Source organism: Bradyrhizobium sp. S3.7.6 (assembly GCF_054061875.1).
In genome coordinates this window covers 5,384,921-5,407,389 of the sequence record NZ_JBSSEQ010000001.1, presented here as the reverse complement: position 1 = coordinate 5,407,389, position 22,469 = coordinate 5,384,921, and the positions used below count along the sequence as shown (strand labels likewise).

The window sequence follows — 22,469 nt, the reverse complement described above, 5'->3', positions numbered from 1 at the left end:
GTCCCGCATTCCCTCCGCATACACTGGAGGATGAAGATGAAAAGATATCTGTTTGCCGCCGCCATGGTCACGGCCATCGCTGCCCCTGCATTCGCCGACGAAGTCGGCGTTCACGTCGGCCCGGTCGGTGCTGGCGTGACGGTCGGACAGTCCCACGAATATCGTGAGCGGGACCGCGATCGCGACCGCACCACGGTCATCAGGGAGCGCGAGCCTGCCAACCGCACCACGGTGATCAAGAAGGAAGATGAATTCGGCAATCGCAGCAAGACCGTGATTCATCACGACAACGACTGACGGAGCTGGGCCCCGGCCGAGCGCCGGGGCCCGCCGTCTGCACGCAGTCTGCTCATCGAGAATTCGGGGTGGAATGAAGATACGGGCACATGCGGAAAGTCATGTCGTCGAGCTCGACGACGGATCGCAATGGCGGATCTATCCCGGCGATCTCGCGACCACGTTGAGCTGGAAGCCCGAAACCGATTTGCGTCTCGAGCCGAGCGGTGATCGGACGAGTTCGCATGTGCTGGTGAATGCCGCCGATCAGAGCCGCGTGCGCGTGAGCGCGGCGGGCGATGCCTGGCCCGACGGCGAGGTTAAGAAAGCGTTGAAGGGCGGCTGAGCGTCCTTAGGCTTGCCCGGATATCCCCAATTTCAAGCCTGTCGCTTTACGGTCGATTTGCTTCCGTCTGCCCAGAATGCGCGCATGCGGGAGCTGTTCGACATCATCCGTAGCAATCCCTGGCCGTTCGGCGCCGGGCTGTTTGTCGTGATCCTGATGATCATCGCCGAGAACTTTGGCCGCGGCATTCAGGGCGACGGCGCCGTCAGCGATTTCGACGGCGCCGTCAGCGATTTCGACGGCGCCGTCAGCGATTTCTCGGATGCCGATGGAGGCGACGGCGGCTGCTGTGGCGACGGAGGCGGCGGCGACTAGGGCCGGTTAGTCCTCCTGCAAATCGGCGGCGATGCCGGCGAGCCAGCGCCGGATCGCGGTCTCTGCCTTGGCGTCCAGACTTGCGGCAAGGCGCTTCTCCAGCGCGATCACGCGCTCCCTGCACGCCTTCAACAGCGTCGTTCCCCGCTGCGTCAGCGTCCATTGCTGGATCCGGCCGTGGACCGGATGAGGCGTCATTGCGATCGCACCGTCGCGATCGAGGTTGCGAATGATCACGCCGACCGTCTGTGGGGTCAGGAAGGTGAGCCGGGCGACGTCGGCACCCGAGAGGCCCGGATAGGCGTTCAGCATGGTCAGCACGGCAAATTGCGGCGACGTCACGCCGAGGTCGGCGAGCGTCCGTTCCATCGTGAGGCGGACCGCGGCGTGGGCTTGTCGCAGCAGATAGCCGAGATAACCTTGCTCGCCGCGCTTGCCTTCTCCGGGCGCGGGCACGCGAACGGCAACGATTTCGGCAGGCGCCGTCGGCTTCCGCGAATCCTTCGATTTCGTGATGGCAGCGGTCTTGCGTGGCATATAAGAGCTCTTATAAGATATAAGTGGTCTTACAATACACGAGGTGAACGCCAATGTCACACGCCCGCAGCGAGTACGAGGATTTCAAGAAGATCGCGCCCGATGCGTATGAGTTGGTGCTGGCGCTCGGCCAGGTGGCGGCCAAGGCGGGCCTCGACAAGCAGCTGCTCGAGCTGGTCAAGCTGCGCGCCTCGCAGATCAACGGCTGCGCCTTCTGCGTGCAGCACCACGTCCTGTTGTCGGAGCGGATCGGCGTGCCCGTGGACAAGCTCAATCTGGTCGCGGTCTGGCGCGAGGCGCCGGTCTTTTCCGCGCGCGAGCGCGCCGCGCTGGCCTGGGCGGAGGCGCTGACCTTCCTGCCCGATGGCGTCAGCGAAGAGGTCTATGCGGAGACTTCCCGCGAATTCTCCGAGGCCGAGCTGATGTACCTGACCTCGGCGGTCGCCTCGATCAACGTCTGGAACCGCTTTGGCGCCGCGTATCGCTGGACGCCGGCGAAGCGGCCGGTCGCAGCGAGCGCGGCGGCATCTTGAGTGCAACAACGAGAAAACAAGGGGAGGTTATCATGACTGCAATGAGTTTGACCCATGCGCAGCGTCCGGCGCCATCGCGCTCGATGGCGCTGGCCGTTGTCGGCGGGCTCGCCTGCGCGGTTGCGATCGGCAAGGCGTTGCCGGTGACGATGGACGCGGTATCCGGCGCGTTGGCGCCGCTCTGCGCGACGGCGGCGGAGAGCTCGCCGCTCGACAAGGTCGAACCGATCGGCTCCTACGCGCTGCCGAACGTCCCGGGCAAGCGCGTCACCATCGTGCGTGTGTTCTACGGTCCCGGCGGATTTTCGCGGCCGCATCGTCACGCGGGTTCGGTGACCGCCTACATCACCAAGGGTGAAATCCGTTCCCAGCTTGGCGGCGGTCCTGTCGAGACATTTGGCGTCGGCCAGTCCTTCTTCGAGCCGCCGGGATCGACGCATCTGGTCTCGGCCAATGCCAGCGCGACCGAGCCGGCGGAATTGATCGCGGTGTTCGTGGCGGACGAGGGCGCGCAGCTGACGACGCTGTTGGAGTAGTCCGTAGCGGCCGCATGAGCGAACTCGCCCCTCAATTCTCCTCGCCGCTCGATCCCTCGCGCAGGTCCGGCTTGATCACGTCCTCCGGCAACGCATGCGCCACCGGCTGCGGCGTGCCGGCGATCTCGGGGCCGACTTCGCGGCCGCGGGCGTGGATCAGGCGTTCATAAGCCGAGACCAGCGTGACGTAAGGACTGACCCAGATCCAGCCGTCGCGAGTAAATACCTGCACGTCGAAATGCAAATGCATCGATGTGCCGGCGGGATGGTCGAGATAGTTGGAGACCACGCCGATCTTCTCGCCTTCGGTGACGATGCGGCCGTTGAGCATGCCGTCGGCGGTCAGCGCCTGCGGGTTCATGTGCATATAGCGGAAGCGAATATGCTCGGTGCGGCTGTTGACCTCGAGCGTCGCGGCCTGATCCTTGGCGCCGCGGATCACGATGGCGTCGCGCACCGCGACGACGCCGCGCTGCTTGCGATCGCAGGGTTCGTGGCCTTCGCCGGGCGGTGGGCATTCGGCGGCGCGGATGTCCTCGCCCTGGTGGCCATAACCGCCGCCGCACTGCCAGACCTCGAAACTGCGGGACTCGCAGAAATTGTCGCGCCAGGGATAGGCCGTCGGGCCGTCGCTCTTGTCGCGCTTGCCGTAGGATTGCGAACGCACGAAGGCGGGCGCCTTTTCGAGCGGAAAACGGATCTGCGCATAGGCCATCACATCCGGATGGCCGGCCTTGTTGCGATAGCCGGTGTTCGGGATGATGTCGCCGCTCGGTCGGTAGGTGAAATCCGGCGACCGCGCTGAAGGACGATCGATGATGCTGGAGGCCATGTCCGTGAGCGGCCGCATGCGCTGGCCGCCGGCGATGCGGAGCCCTTTCAGGAAGCGCTCGGCAACCGGATAGGCTTCCTTGCAGGCGAGCCTCCGCGGCTTTGCGATGCTATCCAGGCACTGGATGGAGACGACATAGGCAACGCCGAAGCGGGTGAAGGCGTAGTGCACATAGCCTTCCCGGATGAACCTGCGCAGGTCCGGATAGGTTGCCGCAAGCGGCTTGACCTGCTCGCCCTTGCCGCCGGCGGGATCGGCGACGTCGTAAACGAGTGCCGAGCCCGTGATCTGCACCTCGACCGGCCTTGTGTAGACGCGGCTCGGCATGCCGTCGCCGGCACCGGGTTCGAGCGAGAAGCTGGCACTGTAACCTGAGGGGCCGGCATCAAACATGTCGACGGGATTGAAGTCGGCCTGGTAGTGCGAGAGCGCGAGTGTCCCCGGCGCGCGATTGCGCTGCGCCTCGAGATAGGCGGCAGCATCGAACGGCAGCAGCACGGGCACGGAGCTGCGGGCGATACCGGTGAAGAATTGCGATGAGACCGCGTTGAGCTGCACCAGCGCAGGCATCGCGCGCGGATCGTAGCGTGGCACCGAACGGCGGGGTGCGAAGATGAAGTCGCCCGCGATCGGGGGACGGCTGTTGACCTCGGTGCGGAGCTGGTCGAGCGCTGCGCGCCAATCGACGCGCAGCGCCGTGAGCGAAGGGCTGCGGATTTCGTCCGCAGCGAGCGGAGTGGCGGTGAGGAGCGAAAGCGCCGCCAGAAACAGCGAGACGAAGCGGAAACTTTTCCCAACCACTGCCTCGGCCCCCGGCGGCACCTGCTCTGATTCCTCGCTTAGTCCTTGGCGCGCTCGGAGTAGGAGCCGTCTTCGGTCATCACCACGATACGGGTGCCGACGGCGATGTGCGGCGGCACGGTGGTGCGCAGGCCGTTGGAGAGCACCGCGGGCTTGTAGGAGGAGGAGGCGGTCTGGCCCTTGGTCACGGGCTCGGTCTCGACCACTTCCAGCGTCACGCGCTGCGGCAGCGCGATCGACACCACGTTGACGTCATGCGTCGACAGCTTGACCGTCATACTCTCCTGGAGATAGGCGGCCGCGTCGCCGATGACGTCCTTGGACACCTGGACCTGGTCATAGGTTTCCGGGTTCATGAAATGGAAGCCGTCGCCATCTTCATAGAGGAAGGTGAAGTTGCGCTCTTCGATCGTGGCCTTCTCGACCTGGTCGGTGGTCTTGTAGCGCTCGGAGATCTTTACCCCGTCCGAGATTCGGCGCATTTCGATCTGGCTGACCGGAGTGCCCTTGCCGGGATGGATGTTCTCGGCGGTCACAACGACATAAAGCTTGCCGTCTTGCTCGATCACGTTGCCCTTGCGAATAGAACTGGCGATGACTCTCAAAGCTATATTTCCTGCTTGCTTGGCCCGGCTCCGGCCAGGACGTGGTCAAATTGATGGGGGACCTGGGGCCTCAAATCAGACCGCGGCACCCGTTTCGGGCCGCAACATACGCATTTTGTCGTTGAATGCCAGCATTTTGCTGGCCTGCGCGGCGGCCGGTTGATGGTTGGGGACAAGCCGATTTCGCCGTTCTGGTCGCCCTCGCGGCACCTCGACCGGCGGCCGTTCCTCCAGGCCAGAGGGGCCATTGCCGGGTCTCTCAGGGGCTTTTTCGCCGAGCAGGGGTTCCTCGAGGTCGAAACCTCGGTCCTTCAGGTCTCCCCGGGCAACGAAACCCATCTGCACGCCCCCCGGACCGAGATCATGCGGCCCGATGGCGGCCGTGCCAGCCGGTACTTGCGGACCTCGCCGGAATTCGCCTGCAAGAAGCTGCTGGCGGCGGGCGAGGAGCGGATTTTCGAATTCGCACGGGTGTTCCGTGATCGCGAGCGCGGCGACCTGCATCTGCCCGAATTCACCATGCTGGAATGGTACCGGGCCAGCGCCCCCTATGATGCCATTATGGCGGACACCGTCGTCGTCATCGCCCGCGCCGCGCAGGCGACCGGGATCGGGAATTTCTCCTTCCGCGGCCGGACCGCGGATCCCTTCGCCGAGCCGGAGCTGGTGACGGTCGCCGGCGCCTTCGAGCGGTTCGCAGGGATCGACCTGCTGTCGACAATTTCGGGCGGCGAGGGTAACCGTGCCGCGCTCGCGCAGGCCGCCGGCGGCAAGGTCCGGGTGGCGGAGGACGACACCTGGTCAGACATCTTCAGCAAGGTCCTGGTCGAGCATGTCGAGCCGCATCTGGGGCAGGGGCGTTTGACCATTCTGTTCGAATACCCATCTCCAGAGGCGGCGCTGGCGCGGGTGAAGGCCGATGACCCGCGGGTCGCCGAGCGGTTCGAGGTCTATGCCTGCGGCGTCGAGCTCGCCAACGGGTTTGGCGAGTTGACCGACGCCGAGGAACAGCGCAAGCGCTTCACGGAGTCGATGGCGGAGAAGCAGCGCCGCTATGGCGAGGCCTATCCGCTGGACGAGGATTTTCTGGCCGCGGTCGCCCAAATGCCGGAGGCGAGCGGTGTCGCGCTCGGCTTCGACCGGCTGGTGATGCTGGCGAGCGGCGCAGCGCGGATCGATCAGGTGGTGTGGACACCGCCTGCAAATGAAACGTTAAGTGAGACATGACGAAGACCAATCTTGCACGCACCCTGCGTGAGCCGGCCGAACTTGTGGCCGCGCAGCTTGCACCGGCCGAAGCGCTGCCCGCGCTCGAGCGTGTCGCCGCGCGCTATGCGGTGGCGATCACGCCGGCGCTGGTCGAGCTGATCGACACGTCCGATCCCCACGATCCGATCGCGCGGCAATTCGTTCCGACCGTCGCGGAACTGGAGATGCAGCCAGGCGAGAGCGCCGATCCGATCGGCGATCATCCGCACTCGCCGGTGCAGGGCATTGTGCATCGCTATCCCGACCGCGTGCTGTTCAAGCTCGTCCACGTCTGCGCGGTCTATTGCCGCTTCTGCTTCCGCCGCGAAATGGTCGGGCCCGGCAAGGAGAACGCGCTCTCGGACGGCGCCTATCGCGCGGCGATCGACTACATCCGTTCGCACAGCGAGATCTGGGAAGTGATCCTGACCGGCGGCGATCCCTTGATGCTGTCGCCGCGCCGGATGAGCGAGATCATGGCCGATCTCGCGGGAATCGATCACGTCAAGATCATCCGCCTTCACACCCGCGTGCCGGTCGCCGATCCCGCGCGGATCAGCGACGAGATGGTGGCTGCGTTGAAGGTCGAAGGCGCGACCACTTGGGTCGCGGTGCATGCCAACCATGTGCGCGAGTTGACGGGGCCCGCGCGCGCGGCCTGCGCACGGCTTGCCGATGCCGGAATTCCCATGGTGAGTCAGTCCGTGCTTTTGCGCGGCGTCAACGACAGCATTGCCGCTTTGTCGGATTTGATGCGAGCTTTCGTCGAATGCCGGATCAAGCCCTATTATCTGCATCACGGTGATCTCGCGCCGGGCACCGTGCATTTGCGAACGACGCTGGCCCAGGGGCAGGATTTGATGCGGCAGTTGCGCGGACGGGTGTCAGGACTGTGTCAGCCCGATTATGTCATCGACATTCCCGGCGGCGCCGGCAAATCGCCGGTGGGGCCGAATTATGTGTTGGCGGTGCAAAATACCGCAGCCGACGCGCGTGAAGCGGAAACGGAAACGCGCTATCGTATCGTGGATTATTGCGGCGACGTTCATCTCTATCCGCCCGAGACGTGAGCGGCGATGCAGAGAACGTGGGTTTGAGAATGGAGGAACGGACATGAAGAAGATCATGGTGGTGGCAGCGTCGCTCGTGGTCTTGCTTGGCGGCGCGGCGGTTGCACAGCCCAGCGGCTCCAAGGGGGCGACATCCGGCGGCGCGACGTCCGGGTCGGTGCCGCAAGCACCGATCGGGCATCGCCAGCCGCGCGCCGGCGACGTACCGAACGAGAAAAACCTGAGCGATCCGAATAATCCCGTGAACAAGGAAGACGCGGCGCTCGACAAGAAGATCAAGAGCATCTGCCGCGGCTGTTAGCTTGTGGCCAGCGGCGGGCAGGGCGCGACAGCTCGCCCCGCCCGCGTTGACTTTGGCCTTACGCCGAGCGTTCGTGCAGCCCCGCGCGCTTCGTGTTGCGCCGGATCTCGACCGCGTCAGCGAGTTGCTCGAGCGCGGTTGCCGTGGTCGCCCAGTCGATGCATCCGTCCGTGATGCTCTGGCCGTAGGTCAGCGGCTTGCCCGGCACCACGTCCTGGCGGCCGGCAACGAGATTGCTCTCGATCATCACGCCCATGATACGGTTCTCGCCACCCGAGATCTGGCCGGCGATGTCGGCCATGACCAGCGGCTGGTTTTCCGGCTTCTTGCTCGAATTGGCGTGGCTCGCATCCACCATCACCAGCGGCGCGACGCCGGATTTGGCCAGATCGTCGCAGGCCGCCGCGACGCTTGCCGCATCGTAGTTCGGCTGGCTGCCGCCGCGCAGGATGATGTGGCAATCCTCGTTGCCCGCGGTCGAAGCGATCGCCGAACGGCCGAGCTTGGTCACCGCCATGAAATGATGCGGATGTGAGGCCGACTTCACCGCGTCCGCCGCGATGCGCACATTGCCGTCGGTGCCGTTCTTGAACCCGACCGGGCAGGACAGCCCCGAGGCCAGCTCGCGATGGATCTGGCTCTCGGTCGTGCGCGCGCCGATCGCGGCCCAGGACACGAGGTCCGCAATGTATTGCGGCGTCGTCATGTCCAGAAATTCTGCGCCGGCGGGCAGGCCGAGATTGTTTACCGCGGACAGCACGTTGCGCGCCAGCCGCAGGCCCTTGTTGATGTCGAAGCTGCCGTCCAGGTCGGGATCGTTGATCAGGCCCTTCCAGCCGACGGTGGTTCGCGGCTTCTCGAAATAGACCCGCATCACGATCTCGAGCTGGTCGGCCAGCTCTTCGCGCAAGCTCGCGAGGCGCTCGGCATATTCGAGCGCGGCCTTGGGATCGTGCACCGAGCAGGGGCCGATCACGACGAGCAGGCGGTCGTCCTGGCCGTTGAGGATGGCATGGATGGCGTTGCGCGCCGCCATCACCACACGCGTTGCGGTGAGCGTGCGCGGGACTTCCCGCATCACCTCTTCCGGTGTGCTCAGCTCTTTCAGTTCGCGGATACGAAGATCGTCGGTCGTGCTCAGCACGGCGGGCTCCTGTTTGTTTGAACCTGCCGGCAATAAAAAAGCCGCCAAGTCTGGCGGCTTGTTCGGACGTTTGCTTCAATATTCAGATTGAGCGCGATCCTCCTGCCGCCAGCGAGCTGTCGTAGCTAAAGTACCAAAAATAGCTGGTGACGAGGGTGATCATGGCCGCTCATATAGCGTGCGATTGGCGGGTTGTCACCCCCCAATCGGCGCGAGCGGCCACGAGGCGCCTCAACTGTTACTCTTGCGTGCCGCCAGCGCCATGCCGATCAGGGTGGCGCCGCCGAACAGCAAATTGATACCGACGAGGATGCCGATCGCCCATTCCGCCGAGCTCGGCAGCCCCGTGATCACCATGAACGCGATGGCGATGTCGACGAGGCCGGAGATCAGGAGCCAGGACCAGCGGCTGCTCAGCTCGCGGCGGTGCTCCAGCGCATACATGATGGTGGCGACGCCCTCGGCGAGGAAGTAGGCGCCGAGCACGATGGTCAGCGTCAGCACGGCCTGCATGGGGCGGGCCAGCAGGAGCATGCCGGCGAGCACGGCCAGCGCGGCCGAGATCAGCGACCACCAGAACCCCGGCGAGCTGCGCGCCCAATAGGTCACGATCAGTCCGCCGATGCCGCTGATCAGGAACATCCAGCCGAGAAAGATCGTGATCGCAAGGCTCGCGAGCGGCGGCAGGATCAGCGCGGCGACGCCGAGGACGGCAAGCAGGATGCCTTCGAACAGGAAAGCCTTCCAATGCGCCTTGACCGTTTCGCTCATGGCGGATTGCAGCCGGGAAAAATCCTCAGGCGATGTCATCGGCAGGCTCCAGATCGAAAGATGTGTGCTCAATCTAGTATGCACACACCGCGCTTGCCATCCCGGGGCTCAACCGCCGCCGTGCGCTGACGAAAAACCTTCGCCGCTGGTGCGAACGCGGTTGCGGCCGAGAATGTAGATCGCGATCGTGACGATCAGGAGCGCGAGGCCGAGCAGGATCGAGACGAAGCCGATCGGGATCAGGGCCAATGTCAGATTGCGCTCGGGGTTGATCAACCAGTGATGGATCGAGGTCAGCACGAAGGCGAGGCCGAGGAAGCCGACGCCGCCGCCGGCGAGCAGCAGCGCCCACATCCGGCGCAGCTGGCTGAGCCGCTCCCGCGCGATATCGGTCCTCGGCGCGTGATGGCGCGCGACCCGCCGCACCAGGCGGATGGCGAAGGCGATCGAGCTGAAGCCGATCAGCAGGCTCGCTCCACCCAGCCACATCCGCAGCGTGGGATCGAGATCGGGCATCCGCTGCAAGGTCAGCAGCGGGAAGTCGAAGGCCGAATGCAGCGCGACCGGGCCTGCGAAGATCAGCAGGCGGCTGGACAGGCGCGCCCAGTCGCGATGGTGGCGGTTGGCGCCCAGCGCCGTGCCGGCGCGCGCGATCGTCAGGTAGGCGCCGGCGATGATGCCGAGCGCGCCGTGGAACGGCACGGTCAGCACGCTGCGCAGCGCGGCCAGCGAGCGCCACATCTCGGCATGCTGGACGAGATAGGCGAGGTTCTCGTAGGCGGCGAAGCCGAGGCCGACCGCGGCGCCATAGACCACGGTGTCCATCGGATTGGCGAAGGTCCGCCGCTTGGTCGAGGAGACCAGCACGATGGCGATCACCTTGACGGCTTCCTCGGGCAGCGCGACCCCGAAGACCGAATGCATGGCGAGCGCCGCCCAGGGGTTGTCAGGGGCTGCAACCATCTTGGCGAAGGGCGCGCGGGCAAGGCCCAGCAGCGAAATGCTGGCCGCCCCGAGCAGGAACGCGGTCCAGACCTGGGCCGGCGGTCCCGGACGCTCCTCGGCGGCGATGACGAGCCACAGCATCAGCAGCGCCGGGGCGATGGCGGCAGTTCCGATGACGGTGGGCAAAGCTTCAATTAGGTACATCGGCGCCGAAAATAGGTTCCCTTGATCTGCTTATCTACGTCTACCGATGCGACCATGTGTCATGCATTTGCTGTCGCGTCACTTAACAGGCGCGACAGCCAGCGTTCATCGGGATCGGCACCGAACGTGTAGAAGACGAGCGCAATCAAGCGCATGACAGAACCAATTCGTCATTGATGGGAGCGGTCCGCGCTCATCACCGGATCGCGATTGGCAAGTCAGATCAAGGCACTGCGCAGGTTTCTTCGATTCACGATGCACGTGCGCGAAAGGCCTGTCCAGAGGCGGCGTGGCTGCCGCCTGGACAACGCTGGGCCGGGCCAACCGGCCTAGTCACGCTTCGTTGTGCGCCCGCGGGGCGGCGCAGCGACCCGGCGTGCCCGCACCTGCTCCAGCTCCCAGAAGGCGCGTACGAGGCACGTGCCAAGGCAGAAGACGATGAGCAGCAGCAGGAAGGCCTGGTCGACGGCGGGGATGTGCATCATGACGTTGATTAAGCAACGTGCATGCCATGCGTTCCCGCAGCCGCCTGCGCCGCGCGCAGCCCGCAAGGCGATTTGGGCCGGCGTTCCCGCCCTTCAATGCGTGGTGAACGGCGGTGGGGTGTCCGGCGCGATGTCGAAGGCGCCGAGATGGAATTCCTCGCCGACGGCCTCGTCCGGCTCGGCGTGGTGCGCGAGCAGCGTGAAGGCGGCTTGCGGATATTGCTTCCAGATATCGAGATCGCCGGCCGTAATCGTCAGCCAGCCAAAGGTGTACATGTAGCGTCCGGGCTCGGTGACCCGGCCAACCCTGTCCCAAGTGATCTTATCAATCCTAATCTTGTTGACTGCCATTCGGTCCCCCGATCGCAAGTCTGCAAATGAGGTCCGGCACGAGGCACAGACCCTCAAAAGCTGATCCCGCAATGGGGCCGCGATAGGGCAGCGGAGCGGAGGCGAGACGGCCGGATGAGGCCGCCGGCCTGCCGGTTCAGCGCCCCGTCGTGGCCGCCTGCGCTTCCGCTTCGGACGCCAGCTCGAGCTGACGGTGCGACGCGTGGAAGACGTCGTGGACGAGGCCGATCTTCTCCATGCCCAGAATGATCAGGCCGTTGAGATCGATCTCCCACCAGGCGTGCGAGATATAGGCGTCCCGCGGGAAGCGGTGATGGTTGTTGTGCAGACCCTCGCCGAAGGTGAGGATCGTGGTCACGAACTCGTTGGTCGAGGCGTCCTCGACCTCGAAGCGGCGATAGCCGTAGGCGTGGCAGACCGAGCCGGTGAGCTGGCTGGTGAGGATCAGCAGGTAGCAGCGGAGCAGGCCGGAGAACAGCACGCAGCCGATCATGGTGTGCACGCCGCCGAAGGTGTAGCCGATCACGCCGGGAATGAAGACGCCGGACATCCCGTACCAGACCCAGCGCGTGCGCACGAAGAACATCGCGATGGGATCGGCGAGGATGTCCTTGGCGTAGTATTCGTTGTCGGTGGTCGCCTGGTCGAACACCCAGCTGCCCTGGGCGTGCAAAAAGCCCTTGAGCGCGCTGACATAGCGATTGCCGAAGCCGTCGAATTGCGGGCTGTGGGGATCGCCGACGTCGTCGGCATAGAGGTGGTGGCGGCGGTGGTTGGCGACCCATTTGGCGATCGAGCCCTGCACCGCCATTTGGGCGATGGCGCAGAAGAAGACGCGCATGATCGGGCCGGTGCGGAAGCTGCGATGGACGAACAGGCGGTGCATGCCTGCGCCGATGCCGAACGTCGTCAGCGCGAACATCCAAGCGAAGGTAAACAGCTCCACCTTGCCGACGCCTTGCGTGATGGCCCAGATGATGCCCGCGACAGCGCCGACGTAGAGAATGCCGAGGAGGAGGTAGCTTTCGCGCAACTTGGCCTGGACGAGCGGGCCTTCAGTGATGACGCCGGGTGGAAGCTGCGGCTTTGCGGCGGCGGGCGCGTTTTGGGCGGTCTCTCTGCCGGGGCGAACTCAGCGATGGACATTCCGGGACTTCCAATAACTCGGGGCCCGCAGTGATTGCGGACATGCTGGGTCACACCCTACCGTGCGGGGATCGGCACCTCCAGTATTTACTTAAAATTGAGTTAAAATCGATTGGGCCGATTCAGGCCGATTGCAGCATGGGCGTACGGACAACCAGGCGGACGAGGTCGTCCCGCTGCTGCTTCTCGGCGAACTTGACCGCAAAGCCGTTGTCGAATTTGCGAATGACGCGCCCGACGCAGGCGCCGACCGCAAGCGGGGTTCCGATCTGCGGGTCGTATTCGCAGGATATCGCGACGCCGGCCGTGGAGACGTCGATGATGAAGCAGGCATGGGTGCTGCCGTCGGCGAGCGTCAGAAAGCTGTGCGAGACCTGGGGAACGAAGCGCGCGTCATTGCGCAGTTCCTGAATGCTGGCGTCCTTCTGCTTCTTCTCCAGCCAGGTCAGCTTTTCCGACATCCAGGCGCGCCGCTCCCGCGTCATGTCGAGTTCCATCAGGAAGCCCGCCTTCAGCGTCGCGCTGATGGTGCACTGGAATTCGCCAAAGTCCTGGAAATAGGAGGTCACGCGCTCGCCGACCTTGCCGACAACGGGCACGTCGACGATCATGCGGAACGGGGAGACACGCTTGGTGCGGCAAGCGAAGGTGCGCAGCTGGCCCTCGCAATCGTACCAGCGCGGCAGCGAGTAGCTGCCGCTCACGCTGACTTCCACTGCACGCTGCCGGAGGAACTCTGAGACGGACATGAACGCCAATCGTGTTTCGGATTGTTTCCGTAGATTCACGGTAGGGCGCAACGTCTAAGCAAACGATACGCCGATCAAATAGCAGGGGTAAATTTCCGGTAAACGGCCCGGCCGTCTCACGACATCGTCATTGCATGCCGCTCAGAGAGATCCGAGCAGCACCAGCAAGGCGAGCAGGCCAAGGGCCATGAGGAGCTTGATCGCCGTCGCGGTCAGGCTGTCCGGCCTGATCTGAAATCCGAACCACGGCAATGCGTGCCGCATCGCCAGCCCCGCAGACGCTTCGACGGTCGCGAACACGACGGCGATGCCGGCAATGGTGGGCCAGGATGTGTCCGGCGGCATCCATGCCGCAAGCCAGGCCGGCACGGAGCCCCGCAAGGATGCGAGCAGCGCGAACCATCCGAACAGGGAAGCGAAGCCCTTGATGATGTCGGGGCCGATCGTGTTGGGCTCGAACCGGATGCCGACCACTCTGAGCGCGTGCTCGATGCGCTCGCCGTCGGTGAGGAAGAGATAGGCGCCGAGGTAGAGCGGAACGCGCGACTGGAAGAGCAGGGCGATGACACCGAACAGGACCGTGTAGCCCAAGGCATCGCCGAGAATGTCCACGCCGCTCGTGTGCGACGGCGTCGGCACCGTCGCGGCCTGGGGCTGCGGAAGCGATCGGGCGCGTGCCATGTGCTCCAGCATTCTGGCGCGCCGCTCCGGCGCGTAGGGCGCGGTACGGTGCATCCAGGACGGCGGTGCCGGCGAGGCGGCGCCGGTCTGGCGGTCCGAGGGGGATTTGCGCTGCGCCATGGGCCTGTACCGGTTCCAACGGGACATTGGTCGTCGGTCAGGGGCGGGGAGGTTCATGGAGGGGCGGCGGATTTCGCCGCATCACCCGACCCGATGGCCCGGATGATGGCGCTCCCTGGCGGAATCGAACCGCTCTCTCCACCGTGAAAGAGATGGGATGATGTCCATGGTCGTTTATCCCCGTCTAAAAATGCGTGCTGCTTCGGCTTCCTCGTCGAGCTTACGCATCCGCTCCTGGTGGTAGGCCCTGGCGGCCGCTCGGTTCTCTGCCTTGGTCATTGCGCCATCGAAGCCTGGCGCCGCGAGAGTCAAATTATCAATCCCTTGGGCCGCGGAACGAACGCGGGCTACTGCGCATCGTGGGTGTGGAAAAGCAAAGGCCCCGCCGGTTCACGCTGGCGGGCCCCAGCCTTGTTGCATGCGCTAATCATTCGTGAATTGCCCAGCCCTGACGCCGTAGAAATACTGATCCAGCTATGATGGCGGTGGCGTTGATTACCGGCTGTGTCAGCGTTTTGGCTCTAGGCGCCACATTCGCGGTGGTCATCTATTTCGATGCTAGAGCGGATCGCAGGCGCCAACAGTAAGGCCGCGCCAGAAGTTGATTGCCTGATGAACAGGATCACTCAAACGTTGGGCCGGACGGGGATGTCCCTTGTTGTCGTCTCTCTCGTCTCTGCCTGCTCCAGCTCAGAACATGCCGCTCCGAAGTCAGTTGCTCGATCTGGCGCGCCGTGGGCCCGAGACCTCAATGAGCCGCCCCCAAATCGAGAGCCCGCGAGTGCCGCAACTGCACAGACAAAGGCAGACCTGAACGCTGCGCGCCAGAAGGCGGTTACCGGGCGGTAGGGGGGCTTTCGCGCTGAGTCGTCCGCAAGCTTACCTGTGCTGGCAGAACTTCACGAGCGGCAGGGCTTTGGTCCCGCGCCTAGATCAGCGGAAAATGGTTGTTCTTATATTGAAGGGCTGACGGATCCGCAGGGCTCATGGGTTAGGAGCACGTGCCCGTGCCAACATTCATGGTGCGTTTGGGCGAAGCCAATCAAGGCCAGGATAATCAAAGCCACTGCGACGCATCCGGCTACAACGTTCTGCATCATGGCTGCCACTCCAGGTAAACCGTGACTGGCTTACTCGGCCAGGCACCGGCGAGCAGGCCTTCGAAGTCCGCGCTGGGCGCCCGGTCACCGAGTGATCACCGCGGACGGTGACCGGGCGGACAAGCTATCTGGCGAAACCGGAGTCTAGAAGCTTCAGAGTCGAAATCGGCCACTTGCCGTCGTGGCCACCGATCGAGATCCGGAGCCCGTGCACCTCGTCAAGGAAGACGTGATCAACCGTCCCCGCCTTACCGTCGGTCAGGATAACACCCCTGCCGATTAGCTCCGTCTCGGCAGCATGAAGTTCTCGAAGGATGTTCGTCGCTCGTTTGGTCCAGTCATCGGACATGGTCATGCCCTACGCGGCCGGCGGATTAGTGAAGATCAGTCAGCGCGGCAGATGCATCGAGGCCATCGCCGCTTCGCGCGAGTCAGTGCCGCCAACCGTCCTTGTCGAGCTCGACCCTGAAACCTTCCGGCAGCCGCGGCGTCTCGCTTTCGGTCACGACTTGCAGCGCGGGTTACTTTGGTGGGTGCAAATCGCCTTGAAGCCAGCGGCCATTGGAATGCATGGGATCTTCATGCGCTGCGAAGGTCGTAAGTGCGTGATTGCAGACAGCGCAGCGAAACATGTGCAGGTCCACGCTTAGGCTTTTTGGCTCGATGCTGACGAGCATCATCTGGGCCTTGCACCTCGGACAGGCAGGGCGCGCAAATGGAGCCGGCGGAATGGGCCGCGCCAATCTGGCGGCCCACCGATGTTCGAACTTTCTTTCGAGGTCCACAGGGATCGTGCTCATGATCCGAACTCCGGGGTTCGCGATCCTGCCCCGGTGCTAACGCCTCAACGCTCACCGCGCCCTAAAGGTCCCAAACAGCACCAGAGGGAACCATCGCGTCCGCAGCGGCGCGGTAGTCGGCCGCCAGCGCGTTCAGTCCGTCGCGCGCGAGAACGAGATCGTCATCGTCCGCCCAATCCGAGCAAAGGCGCTCCATTTCGCGCAGCTCCGCGACCCGGCGCTGTGTACGAGTCCACACGCGTATATTGGCCATGTGTTGGACAAGGCGGTAGGGCAGGGCAGTAAGTGATTGATTTGTTGGCGCTCCCTAGCGGAATCGAACCGCTCTCTCCACCGTGAAAGGGTGGCGTCCTAACCGATAGACGAAGGGAGCAAACACAAGGCCCCGCCGCTTTTCACGACATGGCCGCCGGCCACCCGAGTCGCGCCCGGCGGCTGCAGCGGGCGAACGTATAGTGGCCTTTGGCGCCGTGGGCAAGCCGTTCGGGAACGGTCTTTTGGCACCGGTGGATAGCCTCCACCCCCGTGACATTCGGGGGCGATTTCAACGGTTTCTTAGGCCCCGTGAGCTAGCGCTGGAACCGGAGAAATTTGTCCATGCCCCAGCCCAAGAAGCGCGCAGCCCGCAAATCGCTGTCGCGGCACGCCTGGATCACGCTCGATGGCGGATTCGCGGCGCGGCATTGCCTGGTCCAGGACATCTCCGATACCGGCGCAAAGATCACGCTGGACGAGGACGCGAGCCAGCTCCCGGGCGTGATCCGGATGGCGTTCGCGCGTGACGCCCGCACCGGGCGGAGCTGCCAGGTGATCTGGCGTCGCGGCAAATCGGCCGGCGTCAAGTTCATCTGATCCCGGCCGAGGCGACCCGGATGGCGCGCGGCGCCGGTCCGGGCTAAAACGGCTGCATGCGCGCGCCGCTCCTCATCCTCATCCCGTTGCTGGCCACCTCCGCGGCCGCGGCCGAGGCGCTGCGCCTTCCGCCAGCCGAGGGGCCGCAGGCCGGCAAGGCTCTGCCGCTGAAAGGCGCGGGCGGCACGGCGAAGGCCGGCTCCTGCGCCGCCTATGGCCCGCGCTTCGTCATGGTCGAGAGCACGGGCACTTGCGTGAAGATCGGCGGCTCGGTCAGCGTCGAGACCACGGTCAGGCGCTGAAGCCGGATGCCGCCCGATCTCATGCGGCCCGACATCATCGTCCCCTTCGTGATGTATTGCGCCCTGCTGTTGTGGGTCGGCCGCGGCCTGAGCTGGACGGCCAAGCTCGCCACCGCCGCCGTGACACTGGTGCTGATCATCTGCGTGCTGCTGGTCGAGCGCGGCTGGCGCTAGGCACCGCCCCAAACAAAAACTACGAAAACAACCCCATGCACAGTAGTCGTCAACTCCCGGCGCGACGCTTGATGCGTGCGCCGTGACGACGATTCATCGCGCGCTCAGCGCAGCTTACGCCGCGCTACCGGTTCAGGACATCGGCGGTGCGACAAACTGTGCAAACCCGGGTCGTTTACCGAGCTCGGCGAGCCAGGCGGGTCAAATGCGGTTGCGCCGGACGGGTGATGCCTTCGACGCCCAGCCAGCGCCGCGCATAGGCGCCGATCGCGATGTCGGCCAGCGTGAACTGGTCGCCGTCCATGAAGCGGTGCGTTGAGAGCAGGCGGTCGGCGATGGCCCAGACCTCGGCGGCGGCATCGGCATCCCGCTGCACCTGGATCATGTCGCGCTCGGCGGGGGCCGTGCGCACGATGCCCCAGAACACCGGGCGGTCGACCGGCTGCACCATCGACAGCGTCCAGTCGAGCCAGCGGTCGACGCTGGTGCGCAGCTTCGCTGCCTCGGGATAGATCGGCGTGCCGCGGCCATGCGCGAGGCAGAGATAGCGCATGATGGAGTTGGATTCCCACAGCACGAAGTCGCCCTCGACCAGCGTCGGGATCCGCGCATTGGGATTCATCGCGAGATAGTCGGGCTCGCGGGTCTTGCCGAAACTCATGCCGGCGTCGATGCGCTCATAGGGCAGGTCGAGCTCGGCGAGGCACCACAGCACCTTCTGCACGTTGACCGAGTTGGCGCGGCCCCAGATCGTCCGCTTGGTGTCCGGCATGAAGTCCTCCCGCGTTTCGCTTTGGCGCGCGTGATAGCGGAATTCCCTGGCGGGAGCGACGGCGATTGCGGCGCGCCCCTCATGCAAAAAGCTCCGCCGTCGGCGGAGCTTTCATTGCAAGCCAAACTTGGCAAGTTGAACCTAGCAAGTTGAGCCTGGCAAATCGAACCCGGCAAATCGAGCCCGATGATCAGTGGCCGAAGAACAGCCACAACAGAATGATCACCGGGATCGGCACGCCAAGCATCCACAGCAACAGTCCTCGTCCCATTGCGTCCTCCTCCAATAGTTATGTCGGAGGGACAACACGGGTAGCGAGGGCTAGTTCCTGCGTCGCGGCCCTACCAGTGGCCGGTATTCGGCATCGACGACCACGGCTCGGCCGGCGCCTTCGGCTCGCCCTTCTGCAGCAGCTCGATCGAGTGCAGATCCGGCGAGCGGACGAAGGCCATGTTGCCGTCGCGCGGCGGACGGTTGATGGTGACGCCGGCCTTCATCAGCTGCGCGCAGGTTGCGTAGATATCGTCGACCTCATAGGCGAGATGGCCGAAGAAGCGATCCTCGCCATACTTCTCCTCGTCCCAATTGTAAGTGAGCTCGACCAGCGGCGCGCCGCGCGTTTGCGGCTGCTTCTTCAGCGCCTCGAGATCGTCCGCCGAGCACAGGAAGACGAGCGTGAAGCGCCCCTTGTCGTTCTCGATCCGCCGCACCTCCTTCAGTCCCAGCGCATCCTGGTAAAACTTCAGCGCGACATCGAGATTGCGCACGCGCAGCATGGTGTGGAGGTATCGCATGGTTGTTGCTCCCTGATACGGAGGTGTTTTGGTTTGGGCCGGAACGGCGGGGACAGGAGATAGCAGGAAAGTGGGAGGAGGGGCAGGGGGCGCAGGCACATCTGCGTGAGGGAGAGACGGTGGGTGCGGTCAGCCAATTCCGCATGGACGGACAAGCCGTAGCGTCAGCCGGGACACGCAGATGAGTTCAATGCGCTGTCAGCGGAATTCAGCGCTTCTCGTCAATGAGCAAGCCCGGTCCTGCCGATGAACCATCCTCAATGTCACGGTCACTAATGCCCATATCTGGAAGGTATTTCGCCGTGAAATGGTTCAAGCGATATGCAATTGGCTGCCTGATCTGGTTGATCCTCGGCGGCATCAACGATGGCTACAGACGGCCCGGCGAAGACATGCGTTGGGGCGCTATCGTCATGGTGGCGGGTTTTTGGCCAATCGTGACCGCCGTCATCGTTGGCAGCTCTGTTGGCGAGGTTGCGCACAAGATCAATGAAGGGAAGCTGGGGTGACTGACGTGTCCGACACCCAGAAACTGATGCCCGCACTCTCGACGCCTAGGCGCGACCTGCTGAGGCGAGAAATATATAGGCAATTCGGAGTTGATGGTCGAAAGACGCTCTTCTTGCTCCTTCTCCTTTTCGCGATCCCCGCGGACGACTGCTCCGCGCAGACACCGCCGCCCCCAGTCGACGAACATGCGTTCGAGCGCGTGCCGCCGACAGTCGTGAAGAGATTGGCGACCCGCTTTTCGCTAGGCGCATTCGCCGGCCGCTTCGAAGAGACGCGACTCGGCGCGGTTCGCGAAGCCGTGGGCGAAGGGACCATCCGACACCAAGGCGACGCTGGAGATAGCATCTATTGGCTGTGTTATCGGCGCGCGCAGCATCGATTATGGGTGGTGTCCAGCGGAGAGATGGGCGGCCCGGACCATCTCGTCACGGAGATCGTTGAAGAGCTCACCGAGAAAGACGCCGGGGCCTCGGCCGATTGCGCCATCATCCCGGAAAAGTTCTCGCCCGTCGTCCTCGACAGCAAGCTGCATTTAGGTATGTCGCGTCAGGAGGTAATCACGGCGTTGGGACCGCCGTCGAAGTCGGAAGCTGCTCGGATCGTGTATTCTCACGAGGGAAAGCTCGCAGACGGTTTCGATGAGACCGCTTGGCTCATTCTCGGATTTGGTGAGGACAAGCTCGTGTGCATGCGCGGCGGCAAGACCACGACGAATTGAAGTGGCTGCGAGCAGCGTTCGCGCTTCGCGACGGATGCGAACGAGTCACGCTCGCTCCCGCACCAGCCCCATCATATACCCCAGCTTCTCCACCACCTTCGGCGAAAGCAAGCCAATGGCACTTGCGCCACGCGCGTCGACCGGGCCCCAGGGGATCTGGTCCGGCAATATGACGATCTCCCCTTGATTGACCACGGTTGAATTTACTCCTTTTGGCTGCAGGGGACGCTAGCGGGTCCTAACGCAAGGCGTGAGCCGCGCATGCGTGACCGTCTGTCCGCGCGAGGACATGACACGATGCGGCTGCAACATCAAAAAGGGGGATCGCGACGTGCGCGCGACGGCTACGTCACTTGGCTAGCTCACTTGGCGTAACCCTGGGAACGGAGCCATGCGATCTTGCGATCGCCGTTGATCCAGTCGTCGGCATCTGCCTTGCTGGCGAATCCGGTGATTTCGCGCTGTTCGTGGTCGGGGTAGTCCGCCAGTATCTTCCAGTCGCTGTCTGAGAGGCGGACGGTTTTGAAGGTCACTTTTGCTTTGGCCATGCCGCACTATGCAGGGAATTCTCTTAAATGAGAACCCGCCTCGGCCGGCTTTTCGTCAATCCGCATCGGCATCACTCACGGTGACGGAAAACCAATCCAGCCCCGATCGGCCCGTTCCTCGGCGATGATGGCTGTTTACGAGTGTCGAGCAGTGACCTCGCCAGCAACCTATCGAACCGGCGCCCTCAATGGCCAACCCGCGGCGGTTGAACCCCGCCAGAGGTAGGGCGACTAAACGCCATGGCCGCTTTCTTTGCAGAACTCCTGTTTGATCTCGTCAGAATCCTCGTCGGTGACTGGCTGAGACGGGCTGCGGTGGCCGTTTGTGCGTGGCTCGATACGAAGATTCACGGCCCGCGCTGCACGCCTTGTCGTGGGCGGCCTTCTCGGGCTCGCCGCCTATTTCCTCATTCCGGTTCTCGCCGGGCTGCTGGGGTTTTGATGCTCTCCGTGAAGGCAAACCTCATCATCGCATTGGCCATCGGGGCGCTCATCTCGTCGGTGCTCCTCGCCATCGAGCCGCTGACCGACTTCGCTTTTCTTTCGCTGGAATGGCCCGGCATCACCGCGGCGTATTTGTTCTGGGGAGCGGTCGGAGGCTCCAGCTTCGCAGGGATCGCCATATCCTGGGTCGTGAATGCACTCACCTACGCTCTCGGTGCTTTCGCCGTTCTCATCGTTCTCAGCGCTCTCAGGCTGCTGGCCAGGCCGAAGACTTGAGACGCGCGGCGACCTCCTGGAGCTTATGAAGGCTGATCCGAACAAGGGCGTAGCGGAGATCCACGCCATGATGAGGGCGGCATGAAGCGCTGGCTTCAAAGGCTCGGAAACATTGCGAGGGTTGCTGCGATTTGCGGGACCGTCGCGTGGCTGGCGCTTTTGACTGTCTCACCCCAGCAGCCTGATGCCGCGCATCCTGAACGCTACGCGCACCGGCACGATGTCCGGTATGTGAGCCAGGAGATGGGATCGACTCTGCGAATTCTGCTCGGCGCGACGTTTGCTTTGGTCCTGGTGGCGTTTGGATGTCACTTCGCGACCACGGACTTGCGAGACGGGACGTAGCCGCAGCGTGTTCGTCGCTGTTGGACCATGCTTCGCATCGCCAGGAGCGCTGCGTCCGGGGCAGGAGCGCACATGAAAAGCCGCCCCTGACACGAGCCAGGGGCGGTTCTCAAAAAGTCAGTCTAGTGACCGGTGCCGGGCTTCGTTGTCTTCGGCGGCTTGCCGTCTTCGACGCGGCCTTCGTTCCTGAGGTCGCGACCCTCCTGAGCCTTCTTCTGGCTCTCGGGCGACTTGCCGTGCTCGTACAGCTCTTCCTTGACGTAGCCAGCGGCTTCCTTGGCTTTACCTTCAACGCTCATTGCAATCTCCTCATCTGGAGATGGATCAATGTGCGGGAGAGCCAACCGTTCCTATCCGCCGGTCATCGTGAGGATGCGCTTGCCGTGAGCCGCTACGCAGCAATCCGTCGTTCGACAGGTGCCGTCAGATATTTGAGCATCTGCGCATGCTCGAGGTCGGGAACCGCAATCGCCGTGTGGCTGTAGATCGCATGGGTCCTTGAGTTCGCGATTCTGTCCAGGATCTCTTTGCCCTTGATGACGTGGAGGCCCATGCCTTCCTGCGAGGGGAAGATCGCCAGCACCACGTCGTAGGCCGCGATGACGGCCTTGAGCGCTTCAGCCTTGTCCTCGGCGATGTCAACAAACACGCGAACATCAGCCGCGAGTTCACGCAGCTCGTCAAAATTCAGCACTGTGGGTTTACTCCAACGCAACGATACTGGCGGGGAGAGTGGATGGGTTAGGTTACCGAAGTCTCAACAAGGCGTGCCGGACCGCAGGTTTCACGACGAGGTGACGCGTTGGCTGGGGATAACCGGGTTGCGGTGACGGTCCGC

Annotated in this window: 30 protein-coding genes, 1 tRNA gene and 2 pseudogenes; 15 read left to right on the top strand and 18 right to left on the bottom strand. The window is 63.9% G+C overall.

Going from position 1 to position 22,469, the window contains the following annotated elements; genetic code table 11:
• The first annotated feature begins 36 nt into the window (after positions 1 to 36).
• The 3 genes from ACVJ5M_RS26500 (at position 37) to ACVJ5M_RS26490 (ending at position 937) form a co-directional block, all read left to right on the top strand.
• Positions 37 to 297 (top strand): hypothetical protein, encoded by a 261-nt coding sequence (locus tag ACVJ5M_RS26500; RefSeq protein WP_028151025.1) that lies wholly within the window; start codon positions 37 to 39, stop codon positions 295 to 297.
• A gap of 73 nt (positions 298 to 370) precedes the next feature.
• On the top strand, positions 371 to 622 hold the full coding sequence (locus ACVJ5M_RS26495) for a hypothetical protein (protein ID WP_028161293.1): 252 nt from the start codon (positions 371 to 373) through the stop codon (positions 620 to 622).
• Between the two features lie 84 nt (positions 623 to 706).
• Complete coding sequence (locus ACVJ5M_RS26490; protein ID WP_354099581.1) at positions 707 to 937, top strand: hypothetical protein; 231 nt, start codon at positions 707 to 709, stop codon at positions 935 to 937.
• Between the two features lie 6 nt (positions 938 to 943).
• Here ACVJ5M_RS26490 and ACVJ5M_RS26485 read toward each other — a convergent pair whose 3' ends face one another.
• Positions 944 to 1,474 (bottom strand): MarR family winged helix-turn-helix transcriptional regulator, encoded by a 531-nt coding sequence (locus tag ACVJ5M_RS26485; protein WP_354097781.1) that lies wholly within the window; start codon positions 1,472 to 1,474, stop codon positions 944 to 946.
• Between the two features lie 53 nt (positions 1,475 to 1,527).
• Between ACVJ5M_RS26485 and ACVJ5M_RS26480 the strand changes: the two genes are divergently transcribed.
• Positions 1,528 to 2,007, top strand: coding sequence for a carboxymuconolactone decarboxylase family protein (locus tag ACVJ5M_RS26480; protein ID WP_354097782.1), 480 nt, complete (start codon positions 1,528 to 1,530; stop codon positions 2,005 to 2,007).
• Between the two features lie 32 nt (positions 2,008 to 2,039).
• Positions 2,040 to 2,543: a cupin domain-containing protein gene (locus tag ACVJ5M_RS26475; RefSeq protein ID WP_354097783.1), complete on the top strand. Its 504-nt coding sequence runs from the start codon at positions 2,040 to 2,042 to the stop codon at positions 2,541 to 2,543.
• 31 nt (positions 2,544 to 2,574) lie between these two features.
• On the opposite strand, the gene ACVJ5M_RS26470 is transcribed toward ACVJ5M_RS26475, so the two are convergent.
• A complete protein-coding gene (locus ACVJ5M_RS26470; RefSeq protein ID WP_354099582.1) occupies positions 2,575 to 4,197 on the bottom strand; it encodes a M23 family peptidase in 1,623 nt (540 codons plus the stop codon).
• Between the two features lie 17 nt (positions 4,198 to 4,214).
• Positions 4,215 to 4,781, bottom strand: coding sequence for an elongation factor P (gene efp / locus ACVJ5M_RS26465; protein ID WP_063983478.1), 567 nt, complete (start codon positions 4,779 to 4,781; stop codon positions 4,215 to 4,217).
• A 162-nt stretch (positions 4,782 to 4,943) separates the two neighbouring features.
• Between efp and epmA the strand changes: the two genes are divergently transcribed.
• Genes epmA through ACVJ5M_RS26450 form a run of 3 tightly spaced genes read left to right on the top strand, consistent with a single transcriptional unit; the run spans position 4,944 to position 7,400 of the window.
• On the top strand, positions 4,944 to 6,008 hold the full coding sequence (gene epmA, locus ACVJ5M_RS26460) for an EF-P lysine aminoacylase EpmA (protein ID WP_354097785.1): 1,065 nt from the start codon (positions 4,944 to 4,946) through the stop codon (positions 6,006 to 6,008).
• On the top strand, positions 6,005 to 7,099 hold the full coding sequence (locus tag ACVJ5M_RS26455) for a lysine-2,3-aminomutase-like protein (RefSeq protein ID WP_354097786.1): 1,095 nt from the start codon (positions 6,005 to 6,007) through the stop codon (positions 7,097 to 7,099). The genes epmA and ACVJ5M_RS26455 overlap by 4 nt, the downstream gene beginning before the upstream one ends.
• Before the next feature lie 43 nt (positions 7,100 to 7,142).
• Positions 7,143 to 7,400, top strand: a complete 258-nt coding sequence (locus ACVJ5M_RS26450; RefSeq protein WP_063983475.1) for a hypothetical protein — start codon at positions 7,143 to 7,145, stop codon at positions 7,398 to 7,400.
• Positions 7,401 to 7,458: 58 nt separating this feature from the next.
• Here ACVJ5M_RS26450 and ACVJ5M_RS26445 read toward each other — a convergent pair whose 3' ends face one another.
• The 8 genes and pseudogenes from ACVJ5M_RS26445 to ACVJ5M_RS26410 form a co-directional block, all read right to left on the bottom strand.
• Entirely contained in the window at positions 7,459 to 8,544 is a 1,086-nt protein-coding gene (locus ACVJ5M_RS26445; protein WP_354097787.1) for a 3-deoxy-7-phosphoheptulonate synthase, read from the bottom strand.
• A gap of 231 nt (positions 8,545 to 8,775) precedes the next feature.
• On the bottom strand, positions 8,776 to 9,354 hold the full coding sequence (locus tag ACVJ5M_RS26440) for an HdeD family acid-resistance protein (protein ID WP_063983474.1): 579 nt from the start codon (positions 9,352 to 9,354) through the stop codon (positions 8,776 to 8,778).
• Positions 9,355 to 9,423: 69 nt separating this feature from the next.
• Entirely contained in the window at positions 9,424 to 10,464 is a 1,041-nt protein-coding gene (locus tag ACVJ5M_RS26435) for a PrsW family glutamic-type intramembrane protease (protein WP_014495490.1), read from the bottom strand.
• A gap of 578 nt (positions 10,465 to 11,042) precedes the next feature.
• Complete coding sequence (locus ACVJ5M_RS26430; protein WP_063983473.1) at positions 11,043 to 11,300, bottom strand: hypothetical protein; 258 nt, start codon at positions 11,298 to 11,300, stop codon at positions 11,043 to 11,045.
• A gap of 136 nt (positions 11,301 to 11,436) precedes the next feature.
• Positions 11,437 to 12,446 (bottom strand): annotated as a pseudogene (locus ACVJ5M_RS26425) (acyl-CoA desaturase).
• Positions 12,447 to 12,568: 122 nt separating this feature from the next.
• Positions 12,569 to 13,195 (bottom strand): PilZ domain-containing protein, encoded by a 627-nt coding sequence (locus tag ACVJ5M_RS26420; RefSeq protein WP_354097788.1) that lies wholly within the window; start codon positions 13,193 to 13,195, stop codon positions 12,569 to 12,571.
• Positions 13,196 to 13,336: 141 nt separating this feature from the next.
• A complete protein-coding gene (locus ACVJ5M_RS26415; protein WP_354097789.1) occupies positions 13,337 to 13,996 on the bottom strand; it encodes a hypothetical protein in 660 nt (219 codons plus the stop codon).
• Between the two features lie 1,224 nt (positions 13,997 to 15,220).
• A complete protein-coding gene (locus ACVJ5M_RS26410; protein WP_081369264.1) occupies positions 15,221 to 15,451 on the bottom strand; it encodes a photosystem reaction center subunit H in 231 nt (76 codons plus the stop codon).
• Between ACVJ5M_RS26410 and ACVJ5M_RS26405 the strand changes: the two genes are divergently transcribed.
• A complete protein-coding gene (locus tag ACVJ5M_RS26405; protein ID WP_225005074.1) occupies positions 15,450 to 15,746 on the top strand; it encodes a hypothetical protein in 297 nt (98 codons plus the stop codon). The genes ACVJ5M_RS26410 and ACVJ5M_RS26405 overlap by 2 nt on opposite strands.
• Before the next feature lie 211 nt (positions 15,747 to 15,957).
• Here ACVJ5M_RS26405 and ACVJ5M_RS26400 read toward each other — a convergent pair whose 3' ends face one another.
• Positions 15,958 to 16,092 (bottom strand): hypothetical protein, encoded by a 135-nt coding sequence (locus tag ACVJ5M_RS26400; protein ID WP_256461574.1) that lies wholly within the window; start codon positions 16,090 to 16,092, stop codon positions 15,958 to 15,960.
• A gap of 102 nt (positions 16,093 to 16,194) precedes the next feature.
• Positions 16,195 to 16,269 (bottom strand) — tRNA-Glu (locus tag ACVJ5M_RS26395).
• A gap of 224 nt (positions 16,270 to 16,493) precedes the next feature.
• Between ACVJ5M_RS26395 and ACVJ5M_RS26390 the strand changes: the two genes are divergently transcribed.
• The 3 genes from ACVJ5M_RS26390 to ACVJ5M_RS26380 are packed head-to-tail and all read left to right on the top strand — an operon-like array spanning position 16,494 to position 17,224.
• Entirely contained in the window at positions 16,494 to 16,748 is a 255-nt protein-coding gene (locus ACVJ5M_RS26390) for a PilZ domain-containing protein (RefSeq protein WP_063983468.1), read from the top strand.
• Between the two features lie 56 nt (positions 16,749 to 16,804).
• Complete coding sequence (locus tag ACVJ5M_RS26385) at positions 16,805 to 17,050, top strand: hypothetical protein (protein WP_354097790.1); 246 nt, start codon at positions 16,805 to 16,807, stop codon at positions 17,048 to 17,050.
• A 6-nt stretch (positions 17,051 to 17,056) separates the two neighbouring features.
• A complete protein-coding gene (locus tag ACVJ5M_RS26380) occupies positions 17,057 to 17,224 on the top strand; it encodes a hypothetical protein (protein WP_014495480.1) in 168 nt (55 codons plus the stop codon).
• 132 nt (positions 17,225 to 17,356) lie between these two features.
• Here ACVJ5M_RS26380 and ACVJ5M_RS26375 read toward each other — a convergent pair.
• Both ACVJ5M_RS26375 and ACVJ5M_RS26370 read right to left on the bottom strand, forming a co-directional pair.
• A pseudogene (locus ACVJ5M_RS26375) lies at positions 17,357 to 17,996 on the bottom strand (glutathione S-transferase family protein).
• Between the two features lie 341 nt (positions 17,997 to 18,337).
• A complete protein-coding gene (locus ACVJ5M_RS26370) occupies positions 18,338 to 18,790 on the bottom strand; it encodes a VOC family protein (protein WP_014495478.1) in 453 nt (150 codons plus the stop codon).
• Between the two features lie 302 nt (positions 18,791 to 19,092).
• Here ACVJ5M_RS26370 and ACVJ5M_RS26365 point away from each other — a divergent pair, with 302 nt between their 5' ends.
• Together ACVJ5M_RS26365 and ACVJ5M_RS26360 are read left to right on the top strand one after the other, a co-directional pair.
• Positions 19,093 to 19,299 (top strand): hypothetical protein, encoded by a 207-nt coding sequence (locus tag ACVJ5M_RS26365; RefSeq protein WP_028151003.1) that lies wholly within the window; start codon positions 19,093 to 19,095, stop codon positions 19,297 to 19,299.
• Positions 19,296 to 20,018, top strand: a complete 723-nt coding sequence (locus tag ACVJ5M_RS26360) for a hypothetical protein (RefSeq protein ID WP_354097792.1) — start codon at positions 19,296 to 19,298, stop codon at positions 20,016 to 20,018. Before ACVJ5M_RS26365 ends, ACVJ5M_RS26360 begins: the two co-directional genes overlap by 4 nt.
• A gap of 362 nt (positions 20,019 to 20,380) precedes the next feature.
• Here ACVJ5M_RS26360 and ACVJ5M_RS26355 read toward each other — a convergent pair whose 3' ends face one another.
• Positions 20,381 to 20,566: a hypothetical protein gene (locus tag ACVJ5M_RS26355; RefSeq protein WP_028151001.1), complete on the bottom strand. Its 186-nt coding sequence runs from the start codon at positions 20,564 to 20,566 to the stop codon at positions 20,381 to 20,383.
• A 240-nt stretch (positions 20,567 to 20,806) separates the two neighbouring features.
• Between ACVJ5M_RS26355 and ACVJ5M_RS26350 the strand changes: the two genes are divergently transcribed.
• A complete protein-coding gene (locus ACVJ5M_RS26350) occupies positions 20,807 to 21,286 on the top strand; it encodes a hypothetical protein (protein ID WP_456679427.1) in 480 nt (159 codons plus the stop codon).
• A gap of 467 nt (positions 21,287 to 21,753) precedes the next feature.
• Here the strand turns inward: ACVJ5M_RS26350 and ACVJ5M_RS26345 are convergent, their stop codons facing one another.
• Together ACVJ5M_RS26345 and ACVJ5M_RS26340 are read right to left on the bottom strand one after the other, a co-directional pair.
• Complete coding sequence (locus ACVJ5M_RS26345; RefSeq protein WP_014495468.1) at positions 21,754 to 21,930, bottom strand: hypothetical protein; 177 nt, start codon at positions 21,928 to 21,930, stop codon at positions 21,754 to 21,756.
• A 92-nt stretch (positions 21,931 to 22,022) separates the two neighbouring features.
• Positions 22,023 to 22,325, bottom strand: coding sequence for a hypothetical protein (locus ACVJ5M_RS26340; RefSeq protein WP_028150997.1), 303 nt, complete (start codon positions 22,323 to 22,325; stop codon positions 22,023 to 22,025).
• Positions 22,326 to 22,469 lie beyond the last annotated feature (144 nt).

What these genes read in the sequence shown, in the direction of transcription:
- ACVJ5M_RS26500 (WP_028151025.1), top strand. Translation starts at nt 37, where the DNA reads ATGAAAAGATATCTGTTTGCCGCCGCCATGGTCACGGCCATCGCTGCC.
- ACVJ5M_RS26495 (WP_028161293.1), top strand. Translation starts at nt 371, where the DNA reads ATGAAGATACGGGCACATGCGGAAAGTCATGTCGTCGAGCTCGACGAC.
- ACVJ5M_RS26490 (WP_354099581.1), top strand. Translation starts at nt 707, where the DNA reads ATGCGGGAGCTGTTCGACATCATCCGTAGCAATCCCTGGCCGTTCGGC.
- ACVJ5M_RS26485 (WP_354097781.1), bottom strand. Translation starts at nt 1,474, where the DNA reads ATGCCACGCAAGACCGCTGCCATCACGAAATCGAAGGATTCGCGGAAG.
- ACVJ5M_RS26480 (WP_354097782.1), top strand. Translation starts at nt 1,528, where the DNA reads ATGTCACACGCCCGCAGCGAGTACGAGGATTTCAAGAAGATCGCGCCC.
- ACVJ5M_RS26475 (WP_354097783.1), top strand. Translation starts at nt 2,040, where the DNA reads ATGACTGCAATGAGTTTGACCCATGCGCAGCGTCCGGCGCCATCGCGC.
- epmA (WP_354097785.1), top strand. Translation starts at nt 4,944, where the DNA reads ATGGTTGGGGACAAGCCGATTTCGCCGTTCTGGTCGCCCTCGCGGCAC.
- ACVJ5M_RS26455 (WP_354097786.1), top strand. Translation starts at nt 6,005, where the DNA reads ATGACGAAGACCAATCTTGCACGCACCCTGCGTGAGCCGGCCGAACTT.
- ACVJ5M_RS26450 (WP_063983475.1), top strand. Translation starts at nt 7,143, where the DNA reads ATGAAGAAGATCATGGTGGTGGCAGCGTCGCTCGTGGTCTTGCTTGGC.
- ACVJ5M_RS26440 (WP_063983474.1), bottom strand. Translation starts at nt 9,354, where the DNA reads ATGACATCGCCTGAGGATTTTTCCCGGCTGCAATCCGCCATGAGCGAA.
- ACVJ5M_RS26435 (WP_014495490.1), bottom strand. Translation starts at nt 10,464, where the DNA reads ATGTACCTAATTGAAGCTTTGCCCACCGTCATCGGAACTGCCGCCATC.
- ACVJ5M_RS26430 (WP_063983473.1), bottom strand. Translation starts at nt 11,300, where the DNA reads ATGGCAGTCAACAAGATTAGGATTGATAAGATCACTTGGGACAGGGTT.
- ACVJ5M_RS26420 (WP_354097788.1), bottom strand. Translation starts at nt 13,195, where the DNA reads ATGTCCGTCTCAGAGTTCCTCCGGCAGCGTGCAGTGGAAGTCAGCGTG.
- ACVJ5M_RS26415 (WP_354097789.1), bottom strand. Translation starts at nt 13,996, where the DNA reads ATGGCGCAGCGCAAATCCCCCTCGGACCGCCAGACCGGCGCCGCCTCG.
- ACVJ5M_RS26405 (WP_225005074.1), top strand. Translation starts at nt 15,450, where the DNA reads ATGCCCTACGCGGCCGGCGGATTAGTGAAGATCAGTCAGCGCGGCAGA.
- ACVJ5M_RS26410 (WP_081369264.1), bottom strand. Translation starts at nt 15,451, where the DNA reads ATGACCATGTCCGATGACTGGACCAAACGAGCGACGAACATCCTTCGA.
- ACVJ5M_RS26400 (WP_256461574.1), bottom strand. Translation starts at nt 16,092, where the DNA reads ATGGAGCGCCTTTGCTCGGATTGGGCGGACGATGACGATCTCGTTCTC.
- ACVJ5M_RS26390 (WP_063983468.1), top strand. Translation starts at nt 16,494, where the DNA reads ATGCCCCAGCCCAAGAAGCGCGCAGCCCGCAAATCGCTGTCGCGGCAC.
- ACVJ5M_RS26385 (WP_354097790.1), top strand. Translation starts at nt 16,805, where the DNA reads ATGCGCGCGCCGCTCCTCATCCTCATCCCGTTGCTGGCCACCTCCGCG.
- ACVJ5M_RS26380 (WP_014495480.1), top strand. Translation starts at nt 17,057, where the DNA reads ATGCCGCCCGATCTCATGCGGCCCGACATCATCGTCCCCTTCGTGATG.
- ACVJ5M_RS26370 (WP_014495478.1), bottom strand. Translation starts at nt 18,790, where the DNA reads ATGCGATACCTCCACACCATGCTGCGCGTGCGCAATCTCGATGTCGCG.
- ACVJ5M_RS26355 (WP_028151001.1), bottom strand. Translation starts at nt 20,566, where the DNA reads ATGGCCAAAGCAAAAGTGACCTTCAAAACCGTCCGCCTCTCAGACAGC.
- ACVJ5M_RS26350 (WP_456679427.1), top strand. Translation starts at nt 20,807, where the DNA reads ATGGCCGCTTTCTTTGCAGAACTCCTGTTTGATCTCGTCAGAATCCTC.
- ACVJ5M_RS26345 (WP_014495468.1), bottom strand. Translation starts at nt 21,930, where the DNA reads ATGAGCGTTGAAGGTAAAGCCAAGGAAGCCGCTGGCTACGTCAAGGAA.